Here is a 16,964-nt window from a genome sequence, read left to right as displayed (position 1 = left end):
CGCATGACTACGCCCATCCTCGCCATCCACGGCGGCGCCGGCACCATCACCCGCACGGCCATGAGTGCCGATAAGGAAGCCGCTTACCAGCAGGCCCTGAACGACATCCTGGCCGCTGGGCAACGCATCCTTGTCGATGGCGGTAGCGCGCTGGATGCCGTGACCGAAGCCGTGCGCCTGCTCGAAGAGTGCCCGCTGTTCAACGCCGGCAAGGGTGCGGTGCTCACCAGCGCCGGCACGTACGAACTGGATGCGTCGATCATGGACGGCGCCACGCTGGAGGCCGGCGCAGTCACCTGCGTCAAGCGTCTGCGCAATCCCATCCTGGCTGCCCGCGCGGTCATGGAGCGCAGCGAACACGTATTGTTCACCTCCGAAGGCGCTGAGGCTTTTGCGAAAGCGCAGGGCTTGGAGTTTGTCGAGCCCGACTACTACTACACCGAAGCGCGCTACGCCCAATGGCAGCGCGCTCGCCAGCAAGACGGCATGGCGCTGCTCGATCACGATGCCGCGTCGCTCATGGCCAAGGAAGCCGCCCCCATCGACCCCGACAACAAGTTCGGCACCGTGGGCGCCGTGGCATGCGACGCGCAAGGGCGCCTCGCGGCCGCCACCTCCACGGGCGGCGTCACCAACAAGAAGGTTGGCCGCGTGGGCGACACGCCCATCGTTGGCGCGGGCTGCTTTGCGAACAACGTGGCGGCGGTGTCGTGCACGGGCACGGGCGAGATGTTCATCCGCGCGGTGGCCGCCTATGACGTGGCCGCGCAGATGGAATACGCCGGCAAGTCCCTGGCCGATGCCACCGACGACGTGGTGATGCGCAAGCTGATGGCCATCAACGGCCGCGGCGGGCTGATTGCCGTGGACGCGCAGGGCAACGTCGCGTTGCCGTTCAACACCGAAGGGATGTACCGCGGGTTCGCACGCGGCGCGCAGGCGCCGGTTGTGTCGATCTATCGGTAAGAAGCAGCGAAGCAGGACAGCAGGAGATTTGTCGTGACAGCAACCAAACAGCCCAGTGCCAGCAGCGTCATTGCCATGCCCGATCAGCGCGTCGTGCAGGTGCAAGACCTGAGCGTGCGCTTTGCCACGTCCGAACGCGTGGTCGACGCGGTGCGCAACCTGTCGTTCCATGTGGACCGCGGCGAGACGCTGGCCGTGGTGGGCGAATCGGGTTCGGGCAAGTCGGTGACGTCGCTGGCGCTGATGCGGCTGGTGGAGCACGGCGGCGGCAAGATCATCGGCGGGCAGATGCATTTGCGCCGCCGCAACGGCGAGGTCCTGGACCTGGCCAACGCCAGCCCGGCGGCCATGCGCGGCGTGCGCGGCGCCGATATCGCGATGATCTTCCAGGAGCCGATGACCTCGCTCAACCCGGTGTTCACCGTGGGTGAGCAGATTGCCGAATCGATCCGCCTGCACCAGGGCAAGCCCGCCAGTGAAGCCAAGGCCGAGGCACTGCGCATGCTGGAGCTGGTGCGCATTCCGGAAGCGCGCAATGTGCTGGGGCGCTATCCGCACCAGCTGTCGGGCGGCATGCGCCAGCGCGTGATGATTGCGATGGCGCTGTCATGCAAACCGTCGCTGCTGATTGCGGATGAGCCGACCACCGCGCTGGACGTCACCATCCAGGCCGAAATCCTGCAACTGATCCGCGCGCTGCAGCAGGAGCTGCACATGGCCGTGGTGTTCATCACGCACGACATGGGCGTGGTGGCGGAAGTGGCCGACCGCGTGCTCGTGATGTACAAGGGCGATCGCGTGGAAGAGGGCCCGTCGGCCACGGTCTTCGCACAGCCGGCGCATCCGTATACGCGTGCGCTGCTGTCGGCGGTGCCGCGCCTCGGCTCGATGCAGGGCACCGATGGCCCGGCGCGCTTTCCGCTGTTGCGTGTGGATGGCACGGCCGCCGCAGTCGATACGACACCGCAACCGGCGGCGTCGCACGATGTGCAACCCATTTTGCGTGTGCGTGATCTCGTCACGCGCTTTGACGTGCCCACGGGCATCTTCGGCCGCGTCACGCGCCGGGTGCATGCGGTGGAGCAGGTCAGTTTTGATCTCTACCCTGGTGAGACGCTGGCGCTGGTCGGCGAATCGGGCTGCGGCAAGTCGACGACGGGACGGTCGCTCTTGCGTCTGGTGGACAGCCAGAGCGGCAGCATCGAATTTGCCGGCCAGAACATCGGCGAGTTGAAGGGGCCCGCGCTCCAGACGCTTCGCCGAAACATCCAGTTCATCTTCCAGGACCCATTCGCCTCCCTGGACCCGCGCGTGCCGGTCGGCTACTCCATCATGGAGCCGCTGCTGGTGCACAAGGTGGCTTCCGGCAAAGAGGCGCAGCAACGCGTGGAATGGCTGCTCGACAAGGTGGGCCTGCAGGCCGCGCATGCGTCGCGCTATCCGCACGAGTTCTCGGGCGGGCAGCGCCAGCGCATCTGCATTGCGCGCGCGCTGGCATTGAACCCGAAGGTGGTGATTGCCGATGAGTCGGTGTCCGCGCTGGACGTGTCGATCCAGGCGCAGATCGTCAACCTGATGCTCGACCTGCAGAAGGAGTTTGGCGTTGCGTTCCTGTTCATCTCGCATGACATGGCGGTGGTGGAGCGCATCAGCCATCGCGTGGCGGTGATGTACCTCGGCCAGATCGTCGAGATCGGCCCGCGCCGCGCGATCTTCGAAAACCCGCAGCACCCCTATACGAAGAAGCTGATGTCGGCCGTGCCGATTGCGGACCCGGCGCGCCGTCACCTGAAGCGTGAACTTTCCACGCACGAAATTCCCAGCCCGATCCGTGCCGTTGGCGACCTGCCGGTGGTGCAGCCGTTGGTGCAAGTGGCGCCAGACCACTTTGTTGCCCGCCATTCGATTGGCGGCGCGTATTAATCGCAATACAGAACGCAGTGAGACGTCATCTTTGATGAGGAGGAAGGAAATGTTCAATCGCTTTGCCCACCGAGTCGCATTCGGCCCGCGCGCAGCCATGGTTGCCAGCGGCCTGGCCCTGGCGGCATTCACCATGCCGGCCTTTGCCGCCAAGGACGCCGTGATGGCGGTCTACTCGACCTTCACCACGATGGACCCGTACGACGCCAACGACACGCTGTCGTTCAGCGCCGCCAAGTCGTTCTATCAAGGCCTGTTCGGCTTCGACAAGGACATGAAGCTGGTCAACGTGCTGTGCGACAGCTACGACGTCAGCAAGGACGGCCTGGTCTACACGTTCAAGCTGCACAAGGGCGTGAAGTTCCACGACGGCACCACGTTTGACGCCACCGCCGTCAAGGCCAACCTGGACCGCGTGACGGACCCGGCCAACAAGCTCAAGCGTTTCGTGCTGTTCAACCGCGTGGCGAAGACCGAAGTGGTCGATCCGTATACCGCCCGCGTGACGCTCAAGGAGCCGTTCTCGCCGTTCATCAACGTGCTGGCGCACCCGTCGGCGGCCATGATTTCGCCCACGGCACTCAAGAAGTACGGCAAGGACATCGCCTTCCACCCGGTCGGCACCGGCCCGTTCGAGTTTGTCGAATGGAAGCAGACCGACTACCTGAAGGGCAAGAAATTCGACGGCTACTGGAAGCATGGCCTGCCGAAGATCGACACCATCACCTGGAAGCCGGTGGTCGACAACAACACGCGCGCCACCGTCATGCAGACGGGCGAAGCCGACTTTGCGTTCACGATTCCGTTCGAGCAGGCCGCGGTGCTCAAGAGCAGCCCGAAGGTTGACCTGATTGCAGCGCCGTCGATCATCCAGCGCTATGTCAGCTTCAACACCAACGTGAAGCCGTTCGACAACCCCAAGGTGCGTCAGGCAATCAACTACGCCATCAACAAGGATGCGCTGACCAAGGTGGCGTTTGCGGGCTACGCCGTGCCGTCTGAAGGTGTGGTGCCGCCGGGCGTGGACTACGCCGTCAAGCTGGGCCCGTGGCCGTACAACCCGGCCAAGGCGAAAGAGCTGCTGAAGGAAGCGGGCTACCCGAACGGCTTCGAGACGCAACTGTGGTCGGCCTACAACCACACGACGGCGCAGAAGATCATCCAGTTCGTGCAGCAGCAACTGGCGCAGGTCGGCATCAAGGCGTCGGTGCTGGCGCTGGAAGCCGGCCAGCGCGTCGAGCGCGTCGAAAGCGTGCCGAAGCCGGAAGACGCCGGCGTGCGCATGTACTACGCAGGCTGGTCGTCGTCGACGGGTGAATCGGATTGGGCGCTGCGTCCGCTGCTGGCATCGGAAGCCATGCCGCCCAAGTCGTTCAACACGGCGTACTACAAGAACGAGCAGGTCGATGCCGACATCGCCGGCGCGCTGCGCACGACCGATCGCGCAGAGAAGTCGAAGCTCTACACCGACGCGCAGAAGCGCATCTGGGAAGACGCACCGTGGGCCTTCCTGGTGACGGAGAAGATCGTCTACGCACGTTCGAAGCGTCTGTCGGGTGCCTACGTGGCGCCGGACGGTTCGTTCAGCTTCGACGACATCGACGTCAAGCAGTAAGCCTCATTGCCGTACCGGCCCGCGCAGCCTTGCGCGGGCCATTGAAATGCCGCCTGCGGTGGATTTGCCATGCTGAACTATTTCATTAAACGTGTGCTGGGCGTGATCCCGACGCTGCTGATCGTGGCAGTGCTGGTGTTCCTGTTCGTGCATCTGTTGCCCGGCGACCCGGCGCGTTTGGCCGCCGGCCCCGAAGCCGACGAGACGACGGTCGATCTCGTACGCAAGGACCTGGGCCTGGACAAGCCGATGCACGAGCAGTTCGTGCGTTTCTTCGCCAACGCCGCACGCGGTGAATTCGGCAACTCCATCCGCACCAAGCGCCCGGTGAGCGAAGAGATTGGCGAACGCTTCTGGCCGACGCTCAACCTGACGATCACCAGCATGGTGTGGGCGGTGATCTTCGGCATGGTGATCGGCATCACATCCGCCGTGTGGCGCAACAAGTGGCCCGACCGTCTGGGCATGACGCTCGCCGTGTCGGGCATTTCGTTCCCCGCGTTCGCACTGGGCATGCTGCTGATGGAGGTGTTCTCGGTGCAGCTCGGCTGGCTGCCGTCCATCGGCGCGGATACCTGGAAGCACTACGTCCTGCCTTCGCTCACGCTGGGCGCGGCCGTGGCCGCCGTGATGGCGCGCTTCACGCGTGCATCGTTCGTGGAAGTGCTGCAGGAAGATTTCGTGCGCACCGCCCGTGCCAAGGGCGTGCGCGAGACGGTGGTGGTCATCAAGCATTGCCTGCGCAACGCGATGATCCCGGTGGTGACGATGATGGGTCTGCAGTTCGGCTTTCTGCTGGGCGGCTCGATCGTCGTGGAGAAGGTGTTCAACTGGCCGGGTCTCGGGCGCCTGCTGGTAGATGCGGTGGAGATGCGCGACTACCCGGTCATCCAGGCCGAGGTGCTGTTGTTCTCGCTGGAGTTCATCCTGATCAACCTCGTGGTGGACATGCTGTACACCGTCATCAACCCCACCATCCGCTACAAGAAGTAAGGAGGCCGCCATGACCCAAGCCGCAAGCCAGGCGGTCGCACCGCAAGCCGCCACCGAACCCGTCCGCACCCCGTGGACGGAGTTCTGGCGCAAGTTCCGCAAGCAGCATCTGGCGATGGGCGCCGGTGTGTTCGTGATCGCGCTGGTGTTGATCGCCATTCTCGCGCCGCACATCGTGCCGTTCGACCCGGAAAACTATTTCGACTACGACGCGCTCAACGCGGGGCCGTCGGCGCAGCATTGGTTTGGCGTCGACTCGCTGGGCCGCGACATCTTCAGCCGCATCCTGATGGGCACGCGCATCTCGCTGGAAGCGGGCTTCGTGTCGGTCATCATCGGCGCCATCGTGGGCACCATGCTCGGCCTGCTGGCCGGCTACTACGAAGGCTGGTGGGACCGCATCGTCATGCGCATTTCCGACGTGCTGTTCGCCTTTCCCGGCATCCTGCTGGCCATCGGCATCGTGGCCATCCTGGGCAACGGCATGATCAACGTGATCTTTGCCGTGGCGGTGTTCAGCATTCCGGCGTTTGCGCGGCTGGTGCGCGGCAATACGCTCATGCTCAAGCACCTGACGTATGTGGAAGCCGCACGCAGCATCGGCGCATCGGACTGGACGATCATCATGCGGCACATCCTGCCGGGCACGATTTCGTCCATCGTCGTGTACTTCTCGATGCGGATCGGCACCTCGATCATCACCGCTGCCAGCCTTTCGTTCCTGGGCCTGGGCGCACAGCCGCCCACGCCGGAGTGGGGCGCGATGCTCAACGAGGCGCGCGCCGACATGGTGACGGCGCCGCACGTGGCGATCTTCCCGAGCCTGGCTATCTTCCTGACCGTGCTGGCGTTCAACCTGCTGGGCGACGGCCTGCGCGACGCGCTGGACCCGAAGATCGACCGCCGTTGATATGCCGATCCGCCTTCCTGCCATCGGCACGCTTCCGGCCGGCACACGCAACAGCATCACCGACGTGGCCGGCGTCACGGTCGGCCACGCAACGATTGCCGGCGGCGACATCCAGACCGGCGTGACCGTGGTGCGCCCGCACTCCGGCGACCCGTTCCTCGACAAGGTGCCAGCCGCCAGCGTCGTGCTCAACGGCTTCGGCAAGAGCATCGGCCTCGTGCAGGTGGACGAACTCGGCGTGCTGGAAACGCCGATTGCGCTGACCAACACGTTTGCCGTGGGCGCTGTGGCGCAAGCGCAGATCCGTCAGGCGGTTGCCGCCAATCCGCAGATCGGCCGCGCATGGTCCACCGTCAATCCGCTCGTCTTTGAATGCAATGACGGCTACCTGAACGACCTGCAGGCGTTTGCCGTGCAGGACGTGCACTACGACGCGGCCTACGCGGCGGCGGCCCAAGCGTTTGAGCAGGGCGCGGTCGGGGCAGGGCGCGGGATGTCGTCGTTCGGCGTGAAGGGCGGCATCGGTTCTGCGTCGCGCGTGGTGGCGCTTACTGACGGCACGCAACGCACGGTGGGCGCGCTGGTGCTGTCCAACTTTGGCGTCACGGAAAACCTGACGCTTGCAGGGCGCAACGTCGGTGCGGACTTGGCAAAAGCGCTGGCCGCCGGCACGCCGGCGCCCGAGAAGGGCTCGATCATCATGCTGCTCGCTACCGATGCACCGCTGGATGCACGCCAGCTACGCCGCCTCGCCTTGCGCGCAGGCGCGGGCCTGGCACGCACCGGGTCCGTGTTCGGTCACGGCAGCGGTGACATCGCGCTGGCGTTCTCCACTGCCTATACGGTGCCGCACGAAGGCAGCCGCGCCATGCCGGCCGTCGCCATGACGCACGAATCGCACCTCGACCCGCTGTTCCAGGCGGCCGCCGACAGCGTCGAACAAGCCATCGTGCACGCGCTGTTCCACGCAACAGCCGTCACCGGCCGCGACGGCAACACGCGCCGCGCACTGACCGAATTGCTCTGACCTGACCTCATGCGAATCCTGATCTCCGCCGACATCGAAGGCGTGGCCAACGTGTTCCACCCCGAGCAGACGCGCGCCGGCAACGGCGAATACGAACGCGCCCGCCGCTGGATGACCGCCGAAGCCGACGCCGCCGTGCGTGGTGCCTTCGACGGTGGCGCTACGGACGTGCTCGTCAACGATTCGCACGGAGGTTTCCGCAACCTCATCCCCGATTCCATCGACCGCCGCGCACGCTTCGTCCTCGGCAAGCCGCGCTACCTCAGCATGATGGCCGGCGTGGACGGCTGCGATGCCGTCTGCATGATCGGCTACCACGCGCGCGCCGGCAGCCGCGGCGTGCTGGCACACACCATCAACAGCTTCGCGTTTGCGCGCGTGTGGTTCAACGAGCAGGAACTGGGCGAGGCCGGCCTCTACGGCGCCCTGGCCGGCGAGCGCGGTGTGCCGGTGGCCGTGGCCAGCGGCGACGACGTGTTCATCAAGGAAACCAAGCCGCTGCTGCCGCACACCACGTTTGTCGAGACCAAGCAGGCCGAAGGCCAGAACGCCGGCACATCGCTCTCGCCCGAGCAGTCGTGCGAAGCCATCTACGCAGCGGTGAAAGCCACGGTACGGCGCGGCCATTTCAGCATGCCGCTGCGCCTCCAGGCCCCGATCGTCTGCCGCCTGCAAACGCAAACGCCCGCATTGGCCGATCTGTTCTGCCAATGGCCCGCCCTGGAGCGCGTCGACGGCACGATGCTGCGCTTCGCCGCCGACTCCGTAGAACATGCCGTACGCATGCTCAACAGCCTCTCCGCCATGTCAGCGATGCTCCGCTGAGCGCCAGCTCAGCACATCACAGCGCCAACGCTCGCGCTCAGACGGTTTGGCCGTTGACGTTCCTGCCCTTGATGGCGCCTTGAATTTCTGTAAGCGGGCGGAGAAAAGACGGGGAACTGTCTGAGCGAAGCGAGTTTTCCCCGTCTCCGCCCGGTTACATAAATTCAAGGGGAAGTCGCCATCTCGGGCGCGCCTTTCTTTGCCTACCTTTCTTTGGCAAGACAAAGAAAGTAGGTCGGCCCCGGCAGGGGACGAAACAGGGATGGACCAAAAACGCACATCACAGCGTAAACTTCAGGACATCCAACCCCCGAAGGAGCCCCCCATGACCCGCGCACTCACACTCACCACGTTGCTGTGTGCGCTAGCAGTCGTAACGGTAACCGCCTGCGACCGCCGCCCATCCCCCAATCCGCCCGCGCCCCAAACATCAAAAGCCGAGAAGGCCGCCGCCGCGCTCGCCAAGGCCGCCGCAGAATTCAAATGCCCCGCGCCCTCGGGCCGCTTCATGATCGACGACGGTACCAACCGCGGCCCCAAGCAACCCGTGCGCACCAACTGCACCACCGCCTACGCCACCTGCGACGCCCAGTCGCAAGCCGTCTTCGACCACTGCCCGAGCGGCCAGGTGTTCGATAAGCGCTTTTCCATCTGCGTCGTGAAAGACGCCTGTGATGAGGTGAAGTCCTGACGCTGTTTTGGGTGTTTCGGCTGTGAAGGCCGTTGCGGCCTCGCCGGAGTGTTGCACTCGGCGCGTCGGGTTCCGAACGTCAAATGGCCGGTTCAAAGCCCCGCGCATGGGGTTCTGAACGGCAATCATCGCGTCCAGAACCAGAGATGTGGGGTTCGGAACCCGGAGGCTCGGCGTTCCGAACCCCACACATGGCGTTCGGAACTTCAATTGCGGCGTTTGGAACCGGAAACGCGGCGTTCACAACCCGGACCACGGCGTTCCGAACGCCAACCTGCCGAGTTCCGAACCCCACGCGTGCGGTTCGGAACCCCATTCGCTTAAAGCGCCTCGCGCGTCACCAGGAATACCTGGTCTTCGCCTGCGCTGGTCGGCAGCCAGACCAGGTCGAGATCGGGGAACGCCGCCTCAACGTTTTCACGCTCGTTGCCGATTTCCACCACCAGCACGCCGTGCGGCTTGAGGTGGCGCGGTGCGTCGGCGAGGATGCGGCGCACGATGTCCATGCCGTCGTTGCCGCCGGCCAGCGCCATGTGCGGTTCAGCGCGGTACTCGGGCGGCAGCGCCTGCATCGACGCTTCGTTTACGTACGGCGGGTTCGTCAGGATCACGTCGTAATGCACGCCCGGCGGCAGCGGCGCATACAGGTCGCCCTCGTGCAGGCGGATGCGGTCTTGCAGGCGGTATTCGTCGACATTGCGATTGGCCACCACCAGTGCATCCGGTGACAGGTCCACCGCATCGATCGTCGCATTGGGCCATTGCAGCGCCGCCAGGATCGACAGGCAGCCCGAGCCGGTGCACAGCTCTAGCACGTCGGTCGGGCCGTCTTCCTGGTCGATCCACGGTTCCAGCCCGTCTTCGAGCAATTCGCCGATGAAGCTGCGCGGCACGATCACGCGCTCGTCCACGTAGAAGCGCATGCCGTGCATGAACGCCTCGTGCGTGATGTACGCAGCGGGCACGCGGTCGACGGCGCGGCGCTCGATCACCTTCAGCACGGCCGCCACTTCTTCGGGCAGCAGGCGCGCGTCCATGAAGGGCTCCAGCGTGTCGATCGGCAGGTGCAGCGTGTGCAGGATCAGGTAGGCGGCTTCGTCGTAGGCGTTCTCGCTGCCGTGGCCGAAGACGAGGCCCGCCGCGGTGAAGCGCGACACGGCGTAGCGCAGCAGGTCGCGCACGGTGGTGAACGGGTGGGAAGCGGGGAGGGTAGGCGTGGTCATGGGTGACGTGAGTTGGCTCAGCGTTGGGTGGCAGCGAGCAGGTCGACGTAGGCCACGTCGAGCAGGTCGGATTCGGCAATGCCGAGCGCGTGCATCAGTTGGTGGGCAATCTTTACGCCGTCGTCTTCGGACTGCGTATCGCGCAGCACGACTTCGAGTTCGACGAAATCGCCGAGGTCTTTCACTGCATCGACATGAATGCGCGTCTGGCCGGCGAGATAAAGCTGGCGCACCTTGATGACCCGGCCCGCTGTGCCGATGGCGGCGGCAAGTGTGTCGCGCAGGGCGTCGGGCGCGGTGGTCGGAACGATGTGGTAGTCCGACACGCGCGGGCCGGCGCTGTTGGCGCGGAAGTAGTGGATCAGCTCGCCGCGTTCAGGCGAGAACTGCCGCAGTTTCAGGCGCCCATTTGCGCAGGCGAAGAATGTGTCGTCCTGCTCGATGCGTTCGGGGCCGGAATCCGCGATGGCGGCCGCGCGCTCGATGAGCGCAGCCACATCGCGCACACATGCCTTGATCTCGACGTTGCGCGCCATCAGGGCAATCTCAGGCGATCAAGGTTTCCAAGACGCGGCGATACACGTTTTTCAGGGGCTCGATAAATGCCACCTCCACGTGTTCGTCGATCTTGTGGATGCTCGCGTTCGGCGGCCCGAACTCGATCACCTGCGGGCAGATCTTGGCGATGAAGCGGCCGTCCGACGTGCCGCCCGTGGTCGACAGTTCGGTTGTCACGCCGCACTCGGCCTGGATGGCGGAGGCGAGGGCTTCGGACAGCTCACCGCGCTCGGTCAGGAAGGGCTCGCCGCCCAGCGTCCAGTCGAGCGTGTAGTCGAGGCCGTGCGCATCGAGAATGCTGTGCACGCGCGCTTTCAGGCCGTCCGGCGTGCTGGCGGTCGAGAAGCGGAAGTTGAAGTCGATCGTGACGTGGCCGGGAATGATGTTCGTCGCGCCCGTGCCGCCGTGGATGTTCGACATCTGCCAGGTCGTCGGCGGAAAGTAGGCATTGCCGTCGTCCCACTTGGCGGCGGCCAGCTCGGCCAGCGCCGGGGCAGCCAGGTGGATCGGGTTCCTGGCCAGATGCGGGTAGGCGATGTGGCCCTGCACGCCATTCACCGTGAGCTTGCCCGAGAGCGAACCGCGTCGTCCGTTCTTGACCATGTCGCCGAGTGTGGAGACGGAAGTCGGCTCGCCGACCACGCAGTAGTCGAGGCGCTCGCCGCGTGCGCGCAGCAGGTCGCACACCTTGACGGTGCCGTCGTGCGCCGGGCCTTCTTCGTCGCTGGTGATCAGGAAGCCGATCGAGCCGGCGTGGTCCGGATGCTTGGCAACGAATTCTTCCGAGGCCACCACGAAGCCGGCAATCGATGTCTTCATGTCGGCTGCGCCGCGGGCGTAGAGCTTGCCGTCACGGTGCGTGGGCTCGAACGGATCGGAACTCCATTGCTCGACGGGGCCGGTCGGCACCACATCGGTGTGGCCTGCGAAAACGAGCAGCTTGCCGTCGGTGCCGGCGCGGCCGCGCTTGACAGCCCACAGGTTGGTCACCCGAAAGTGGTCCGGGCCGCTGATCACGGTTTCGCATTCGAAGCCGGCGGCGGTCAGGCGTTCGATCAGCACGTCCTGGCAGCCCTTGTCTTCGGGCGTGACGGAGCGGCGGCGGATCAGGTCTTCAGTGAGGGCAAGCGTGGGCTGCATGTTCGACATGACGACAGTCACGGTGATGTTGTTGTGGTTAGAACAGGGCGGCGTACTGGTCGGCAGAAAAGCCGACGTTGACGCTTTTGCCGTGCACGAGCACCGGACGCTTGATGAGCGACGGGTTGGCCTGCATCAGCGCGATGGCGCCGGCTTCGTCTTCGGCGCGGGCCTTGTCGGCGTCAGACAGGGCGCGCCACGTGGTGCCCTTGCGGTTGAGCAGCGTGGTGAGCGGCACATGCTTGAGCCAGCCGGCCAGCATGTCGGCGCTCACGCCTTGCTTCTTGAAATCGTGAAACGTGTAGGCAACGCCGTTCGATTCGAGCCACGTGCGGGCTTTCTTCACGGTGTCGCAATTGGGGATGCCGTGCAGGGTCGTCATGGTGGGATTCGCAATCAGTGTCGAGAAGCTTGCAGGGCAAACGAGAGGGCGGCAACGGCCAAGGCAAAACCGATGGACGCCAGCCATGTCATGCGCTTCAGGCGGCGCTCCAGCCGCGCGGCTTCGTCGCGCAGCGCGTCGATGGTGATGGCGTGCTGCTCAGCCAGCAGCTTGACGGATTCAGCCTGCTGCAGGATCGCCGCTTCCAGCTCGGCGATGCGTGTATTCGGATCGGGCGCGGCGCCTTCTGCGCGGGCAGTTTCGGTGCCGGTTTTCTTGCGGTTCTTGAACTTGTCGATGGTCTTGTTCGCCTGCTCCAGGATGGTGGGCAGCAGCGACAGGACAGTCCCGATGGTGTTTGGATCAAGACCCATGATGCGTTGGCGCAGCTTGCCGAAGCGGGAGCCGGTGGCATTGCGTTCGGACATGGCTGCGCTTGAAGTGGTTGGCATGCCCGCAAGACTAGCAGGCATGCCTTGCGCCGGTGCTTAATCGCCGCGCAGCAGCTCGTTCAGGCCAACCTTGGCGCGCGTCTTGGCGTCGACCTTCTTGACGATCACGGCGCAGTACAGGCTGTGCGAGCCGTCCTTCGACGGCAGGTTGCCCGCCACCACCACCGAGCCCGCCGGGATGCGGCCGTAGCTGACTTCCCCGGTTTCGCGGTCGTAGATCTTGGTCGACTGGCCCAGGTACACGCCCATCGAAATCACCGAGTTCTCTTCAACGATCACGCCTTCCACGACTTCCGAGCGTGCGCCGATGAAGCAGTTGTCTTCGATGATGACCGGGTTGGCCTGCAGCGGCTCCAGCACGCCGCCGATGCCCACGCCGCCCGACAGGTGCACGTTCTTGCCGATCTGTGCGCACGAACCGACGGTGGCCCACGTGTCGACCATCGTGCCTTCGTCAACGTAAGCGCCGATGTTCACGTACGACGGCATCAGCACGGCGTTCTTGGCGATGAACGAGCCACGGCGCGCCACGGCCGGCGGCACCACGCGGAAGCCGCCCGCTGCGAAGTCTTCTGCCGTGTAGTTGGCGAACTTGCTCGGCACCTTGTCGTAGAACTGCGTGAAGCCACCGGCAGCCATCGGCGCGTTGTCTTCCAGGCGGAACGACAGCAGCACGGCCTTCTTGATCCACTGATTGACGATCCACTCGCCGTCCTTCTTCTCGGCCACACGCAGCGCGCCGCGATCGAGCTGGCCGATCACGTTGGCGACGGCTTCGCGCACATCGGCCGGAGCGGACTTGGGCGACAGGTTGGCGCGGTCTTCCCACGCTTGGTCGATCAGGGATTGCAGTTGTTGCGTCATGGTCTTGTTGGCTCTCGGAGAGGAAACAGAAGAGAAAAATCAGGTTCAGCGTTGCTGGCAGAACTCGACGATGCGGCGCGCGCCTTCCAGGCATTCGTCCACGCCGGCCACCAGCGCGATGCGCACGTAGTCCTGGCCCGGATTCGTGCCGTGCGCCTCGCGGGCGAGGTAGCTGCCCGGCAGGACGGCGACGTTCTTGGCGGCCAGCAGCTGGCGTGCGAATTCGGTGTCCGACAGGCCCGTGCGCTTGACGTTGGCCCACAGATAGAAGGCTGCATCGGGCAGGGCCACGTCCAGCACCTCGGCCAGCATCGGCGTGACCTGCTGGAACTTCTTGACGTACTGCGCGCGGTTGTCGCGCACATGGGTCTCGTCGTTCCACGCAGCGATGCTAGCGGATTGCACCGACGGGCTCATCGCGCTGCCGTGATACGTGCGATACAGCAGGTATGCCTTGAGCAGCTTGGCGTCGCCGGCCACGAAACCGGAGCGCATGCCCGGCACGTTGGAGCGCTTGGACAGGCTCGAGAACATCACCAGGCGATCAAAGCCGCGACCCAGCTGGTGTGCCGCCTGCAGCGCGCCCAGCGGCGGATGGGCCTCGTCGAAGTAGATTTCGGAGTAGCACTCGTCCGACGCGATGATGAAGCCGTATTCGTCCGACAGCGCGAAGAGCTGCTTCCAGTCTTCGAGCGTGAGCACGGCGCCGGTCGGGTTGCCGGGGCTGCATACGAAGACGAGCTGCACGTTGCGCCACTCTTCGGGCGTGATCGCAGCGAAATCGGGCGCATAGTTGCGCGCCGGGTCGCTGTTGGCGAACAGCGGCGTGGCGCCGGCCAGCAGCGCCGAGCCTTCGTAGATCTGGTAGAACGGGTTCGGGCACAGCACGCGGGCGCCGGGCTTGCTGCCGTCGATCACGGTCTGCGCGAACGAGAACAGCGCCTCGCGCGAGCCGTTGACGGGGATCACTTCGGTGGCCGGATCGACCCTCGGCAAGCCGTAGCGGCGCTCCAGCCATGCGGCGATGCACTGTCGCAGTGCATCGGAACCGAGCGTCGTGGGATAATTCGCCAGCCCGCCAAGCGCCGCCGTCAGCGCGTCTTTCACCAGGGCCGGCGTCGGGTGCTTGGGCTCGCCAATGCCGAAGCTGATCGGCGTATGGGCGGCGCTGGGCGTGACGTCCTTCACAAGCGCTTTCAGTTTCTCGAACGGATACGGCTGGAGGGCGGACAGGCGCGGATTCACGGTGTTGGGCGGCGGTGTTGGGCTGGTCAGCGGGCAAGCTCGGCGCTTGCCGGGAAGCCCGAAATTATACGGCCAACGTGTGCTGGCCGCCCCAAGACAATGCTGCATGCGGCGGATTTCCGCCGTTTTTTTATTGCTCAGATGACATCGATAGCCTCCTCGGCGGACGCTTCCGCTCACCACGAGCCGCAATGGGCGGCGGCACTCTTCATCCTACTGGGCGCCTCGGTCTGGGGCATTTCCTGGTATCCGTACCGCCTGCTGGCCGGCTGGGGGCTCGGCAGCATGCTGGCATCGTCGATGACGGGCGCGGCTGCGGCTGTGCTGGCTGCCGTGGTGCTGCGTCGTCACTTTTCGACATTCCAATGGTCGTGGCTGATCCCGGCGCTCGGGATTGCGGCGGGCATCACCAACGCGGGCTTTGTCTGGGGCACGGTGCACGGCACGGTCATGCGGGTGCTGCTCCTGTTCTATCTGACGCCCGTCTGGACGGCGCTGCTGGCGCGCTTGTGGCTGCACGAGCGGCTGGGCTGGCGTGGCGGTGTGCTGCTCGCGCTGGCGCTGTCGGGCGCGGTGATGATGCTGTGGTCGGGCCAAGCCGGCACGCCATGGCCGGGTTCCGCAGCGGAATGGGCGGGGCTGATCGCGGGGCTCGCTTTTGCGTGCAACAACGTGCTGTCCCGCCTGGCGGGGCAGCGTCATCCGACCATGCGCCCGGAGATGCGGACCGTGGTCGTCTTTACCGGCTGCGCGCTGGTGGGCTTTCCGGCTGCGCTGATGCTCGATGGCGTGCGCACGGTGCCGGCGGCTTTTTCACAGGGCAATACGTGGCTGCTGCTGGCGGGCATGGCGTGCGTGCTGGTCGGCGGCAATGCGATGGTGCAGCGCGGCCTGCAACGCTTGCCGGCCAATCGTGCGGCGCTGCTGATGCTGTTCGAAATCGTGGTCGCGGCCGTGTCGTCGGCGCTGCTGACGGCGGAGCGTCTGTCCCCCCAGGAGATGGTGGGCGGCGCGTGCATCATCCTGGCCGGGGCGCTGTCCGGGCTGTCGCGGCGCAAGTAGGCTGCCGGCGTTTCGCCAACCAACCAAGGAGTTGCCGATGTTGCTTCGTTCGATTTCCATCGCGCTGACGTTTGCACTGTCGACGGCCGCTGCGGGCGCGCACGCCGCTCCGGCGGAGACCGGCCCCGCGTATGGCCCGCGCCTGGAAGGCTTCGATTACCCGGCGCCCGTCAAGCTCTTCAAGTTCGAGTCTCAGGGCACCGCGCTGGAGATGGCGTATCTGGACGTCGCGCCCAAGCAGCCCAATGGCCAGGTAGCGGTGCTCCTGCACGGCAAGAACTTCTGCGCGGCCACCTGGGAAGGCACCGTCGCCGCGCTGACGGGTGCCGGCTACCGCGTGATCGCCCCGGACCAGATCGGCTTCTGCAAGTCGAGCAAGCCGCGCGCATATCAGTACACCTTCCAGCAACTGGCGAGCAATACGCATGCGCTGCTGGCGTCGCTCGGGATCGAGCAGGCGATCATGATCGGCCATTCGACGGGCGGCATGCTGGCGACGCGCTACGCGCTGATGTATCCGAACGCGGTGTCGCGGCTGGTGATGATCAACCCGATCGGCCTGGAAGACTGGAAGGCCAAGGGTGTGCCGTCCCTGACCGTCGACCAGTGGTTCGCGCGTGAGAAGCAAACCACCGCCGACCGCATCCGCGCCTACGAGCAGTCCACGTACTACGCCGGGCAATGGCGCACGCAATACGAACCGTGGGTGCAGATGCTGGCCGGCATGTACCGCGGCCCGGGGCGCGATCTGGTGGCGTGGAATTCCGCACTGCTGTACGACATGATCTACACGCAGCCCGTCGTCTATGAGTTCGGTCAGTTGCGCCCGCCGACGTTGCTGCTCATCGGCCAGAAAGACACCACCGCCATCGGCAAGGACGCGGCGCCGCCCGAAGCACGGGCACAGCTGGGGCATTACCCCGAACTCGGCCGTGCAGCTGCCAAGGCCATTCCGCGCGCGACGCTGGTGGAATTTCCGGATGCGGGCCATGCGCCACAAATCCAGGATCCTGATGCGCTGCACAATGCGCTGCTTGACTGGCTCGCCACGCCGGAGCCTTCGCGCACCCGCCGGCCAGACTGACGCC

17 protein-coding genes are annotated in these 16,964 nt (G+C 65.3%); 10 read left to right on the top strand and 7 right to left on the bottom strand.

All coding sequences use genetic code 11. The features are described 5' to 3' along the window. The first annotated feature begins 3 nt into the window (after positions 1 to 3). The 8 genes from N511_RS0100410 (at position 4) to N511_RS0100375 (ending at position 8,950) form a co-directional block, all read left to right on the top strand. Positions 4 to 966, top strand: coding sequence for an isoaspartyl peptidase/L-asparaginase family protein (locus tag N511_RS0100410; RefSeq protein ID WP_027677496.1), 963 nt, complete (start codon positions 4 to 6; stop codon positions 964 to 966). A 75-nt stretch (positions 967 to 1,041) separates the two neighbouring features. Further along, positions 1,042 to 2,889, top strand: a complete 1,848-nt coding sequence (locus tag N511_RS0100405) for a dipeptide ABC transporter ATP-binding protein (protein WP_442965431.1) — start codon at positions 1,042 to 1,044, stop codon at positions 2,887 to 2,889. A 49-nt stretch (positions 2,890 to 2,938) separates the two neighbouring features. Continuing rightward, positions 2,939 to 4,504 carry a glutathione ABC transporter substrate-binding protein GsiB gene (gene gsiB / locus N511_RS0100400; RefSeq protein WP_027677494.1) on the top strand — a complete coding sequence of 522 codons (1,566 nt, stop codon included), beginning with the start codon at positions 2,939 to 2,941 and terminating at the stop codon, positions 4,502 to 4,504. A gap of 69 nt (positions 4,505 to 4,573) precedes the next feature. Continuing rightward, complete coding sequence (gene gsiC, locus N511_RS0100395) at positions 4,574 to 5,497, top strand: glutathione ABC transporter permease GsiC (protein WP_027677493.1); 924 nt, start codon at positions 4,574 to 4,576, stop codon at positions 5,495 to 5,497. A gap of 10 nt (positions 5,498 to 5,507) precedes the next feature. Next, a complete protein-coding gene (gene gsiD / locus N511_RS0100390; protein WP_027677492.1) occupies positions 5,508 to 6,407 on the top strand; it encodes a glutathione ABC transporter permease GsiD in 900 nt (299 codons plus the stop codon). A 1-nt stretch (position 6,408) separates the two neighbouring features. Then, positions 6,409 to 7,434, top strand: coding sequence for a DmpA family aminopeptidase (locus N511_RS0100385; protein WP_027677491.1), 1,026 nt, complete (start codon positions 6,409 to 6,411; stop codon positions 7,432 to 7,434). 9 nt (positions 7,435 to 7,443) lie between these two features. Beyond that, positions 7,444 to 8,259 (top strand): M55 family metallopeptidase, encoded by an 816-nt coding sequence (locus N511_RS0100380; protein WP_009238259.1) that lies wholly within the window; start codon positions 7,444 to 7,446, stop codon positions 8,257 to 8,259. 325 nt (positions 8,260 to 8,584) lie between these two features. Continuing rightward, the gene (locus N511_RS0100375; protein WP_027677490.1) at positions 8,585 to 8,950 is read left to right on the top strand and encodes a chitin-binding domain-containing protein; all 366 of its coding nucleotides are present in this window, start codon (positions 8,585 to 8,587) and stop codon (positions 8,948 to 8,950) included. A gap of 320 nt (positions 8,951 to 9,270) precedes the next feature. On the opposite strand, the gene prmB is transcribed toward N511_RS0100375, so the two are convergent. Genes prmB through dapC form a run of 7 tightly spaced genes read right to left on the bottom strand, consistent with a single transcriptional unit; the run spans position 9,271 to position 14,814 of the window. Continuing rightward, entirely contained in the window at positions 9,271 to 10,173 is a 903-nt protein-coding gene (gene prmB, locus N511_RS0100370; RefSeq protein WP_027677489.1) for a 50S ribosomal protein L3 N(5)-glutamine methyltransferase, read from the bottom strand. A 17-nt stretch (positions 10,174 to 10,190) separates the two neighbouring features. Continuing rightward, on the bottom strand, positions 10,191 to 10,709 hold the full coding sequence (locus N511_RS0100365) for a class IV adenylate cyclase (RefSeq protein ID WP_027677488.1): 519 nt from the start codon (positions 10,707 to 10,709) through the stop codon (positions 10,191 to 10,193). Positions 10,710 to 10,719: 10 nt separating this feature from the next. After that, a complete protein-coding gene (gene dapE / locus N511_RS0100360) occupies positions 10,720 to 11,871 on the bottom strand; it encodes a succinyl-diaminopimelate desuccinylase (RefSeq protein WP_027677487.1) in 1,152 nt (383 codons plus the stop codon). Between the two features lie 37 nt (positions 11,872 to 11,908). Continuing rightward, positions 11,909 to 12,253 (bottom strand): arsenate reductase, encoded by a 345-nt coding sequence (locus tag N511_RS0100355; protein WP_027677486.1) that lies wholly within the window; start codon positions 12,251 to 12,253, stop codon positions 11,909 to 11,911. A 14-nt stretch (positions 12,254 to 12,267) separates the two neighbouring features. Beyond that, entirely contained in the window at positions 12,268 to 12,681 is a 414-nt protein-coding gene (locus N511_RS0100350; RefSeq protein ID WP_027677485.1) for a membrane protein, read from the bottom strand. Between the two features lie 60 nt (positions 12,682 to 12,741). Continuing rightward, complete coding sequence (dapD, locus tag N511_RS0100345) at positions 12,742 to 13,569, bottom strand: 2,3,4,5-tetrahydropyridine-2,6-dicarboxylate N-succinyltransferase (RefSeq protein ID WP_004626643.1); 828 nt, start codon at positions 13,567 to 13,569, stop codon at positions 12,742 to 12,744. Between the two features lie 45 nt (positions 13,570 to 13,614). Continuing rightward, positions 13,615 to 14,814 (bottom strand): succinyldiaminopimelate transaminase, encoded by a 1,200-nt coding sequence (gene dapC / locus N511_RS0100340; RefSeq protein ID WP_027677484.1) that lies wholly within the window; start codon positions 14,812 to 14,814, stop codon positions 13,615 to 13,617. Between the two features lie 141 nt (positions 14,815 to 14,955). Between dapC and N511_RS0100335 the strand changes: the two genes are divergently transcribed. Both N511_RS0100335 and N511_RS0100330 read left to right on the top strand, forming a co-directional pair. Beyond that, positions 14,956 to 15,876: a DMT family transporter gene (locus tag N511_RS0100335; RefSeq protein WP_027677483.1), complete on the top strand. Its 921-nt coding sequence runs from the start codon at positions 14,956 to 14,958 to the stop codon at positions 15,874 to 15,876. 37 nt (positions 15,877 to 15,913) lie between these two features. Further along, positions 15,914 to 16,960 (top strand): alpha/beta fold hydrolase, encoded by a 1,047-nt coding sequence (locus N511_RS0100330; RefSeq protein ID WP_027677482.1) that lies wholly within the window; start codon positions 15,914 to 15,916, stop codon positions 16,958 to 16,960. Positions 16,961 to 16,964: the final 4 nt, after the last annotated feature.

This window comes from Ralstonia sp. UNC404CL21Col (assembly GCF_000620465.1).
GTDB lineage: Bacteria > Pseudomonadota > Gammaproteobacteria > Burkholderiales > Burkholderiaceae > Ralstonia > Ralstonia flatus.
Note: the sequence above shows the minus strand (reverse complement) of the source record. Positions and strands in the feature narration are given on the sequence as shown.

Excerpts from the sequence above, each read along its gene's own strand:
- N511_RS0100410 (WP_027677496.1), top strand. The coding sequence starts at position 4 with ATGACTACGCCCATCCTCGCCATCCACGGCGGCGCCGGCACCATCACC.
- N511_RS0100405 (WP_442965431.1), top strand. The coding sequence starts at position 1,042 with ATGCCCGATCAGCGCGTCGTGCAGGTGCAAGACCTGAGCGTGCGCTTT.
- gsiB (WP_027677494.1), top strand. The coding sequence starts at position 2,939 with ATGTTCAATCGCTTTGCCCACCGAGTCGCATTCGGCCCGCGCGCAGCC.
- gsiC (WP_027677493.1), top strand. The coding sequence starts at position 4,574 with ATGCTGAACTATTTCATTAAACGTGTGCTGGGCGTGATCCCGACGCTG.
- gsiD (WP_027677492.1), top strand. The coding sequence starts at position 5,508 with ATGACCCAAGCCGCAAGCCAGGCGGTCGCACCGCAAGCCGCCACCGAA.
- N511_RS0100385 (WP_027677491.1), top strand. The coding sequence starts at position 6,409 with ATGCCGATCCGCCTTCCTGCCATCGGCACGCTTCCGGCCGGCACACGC.
- N511_RS0100380 (WP_009238259.1), top strand. The coding sequence starts at position 7,444 with ATGCGAATCCTGATCTCCGCCGACATCGAAGGCGTGGCCAACGTGTTC.
- N511_RS0100375 (WP_027677490.1), top strand. The coding sequence starts at position 8,585 with ATGACCCGCGCACTCACACTCACCACGTTGCTGTGTGCGCTAGCAGTC.
- prmB (WP_027677489.1), bottom strand. The coding sequence starts at position 10,173 with ATGACCACGCCTACCCTCCCCGCTTCCCACCCGTTCACCACCGTGCGC.
- N511_RS0100365 (WP_027677488.1), bottom strand. The coding sequence starts at position 10,709 with ATGGCGCGCAACGTCGAGATCAAGGCATGTGTGCGCGATGTGGCTGCG.
- dapE (WP_027677487.1), bottom strand. The coding sequence starts at position 11,871 with ATGCAGCCCACGCTTGCCCTCACTGAAGACCTGATCCGCCGCCGCTCC.
- N511_RS0100355 (WP_027677486.1), bottom strand. The coding sequence starts at position 12,253 with ATGACGACCCTGCACGGCATCCCCAATTGCGACACCGTGAAGAAAGCC.
- N511_RS0100350 (WP_027677485.1), bottom strand. The coding sequence starts at position 12,681 with ATGTCCGAACGCAATGCCACCGGCTCCCGCTTCGGCAAGCTGCGCCAA.
- dapD (WP_004626643.1), bottom strand. The coding sequence starts at position 13,569 with ATGACGCAACAACTGCAATCCCTGATCGACCAAGCGTGGGAAGACCGC.
- N511_RS0100335 (WP_027677483.1), top strand. The coding sequence starts at position 14,956 with ATGACATCGATAGCCTCCTCGGCGGACGCTTCCGCTCACCACGAGCCG.
- N511_RS0100330 (WP_027677482.1), top strand. The coding sequence starts at position 15,914 with ATGTTGCTTCGTTCGATTTCCATCGCGCTGACGTTTGCACTGTCGACG.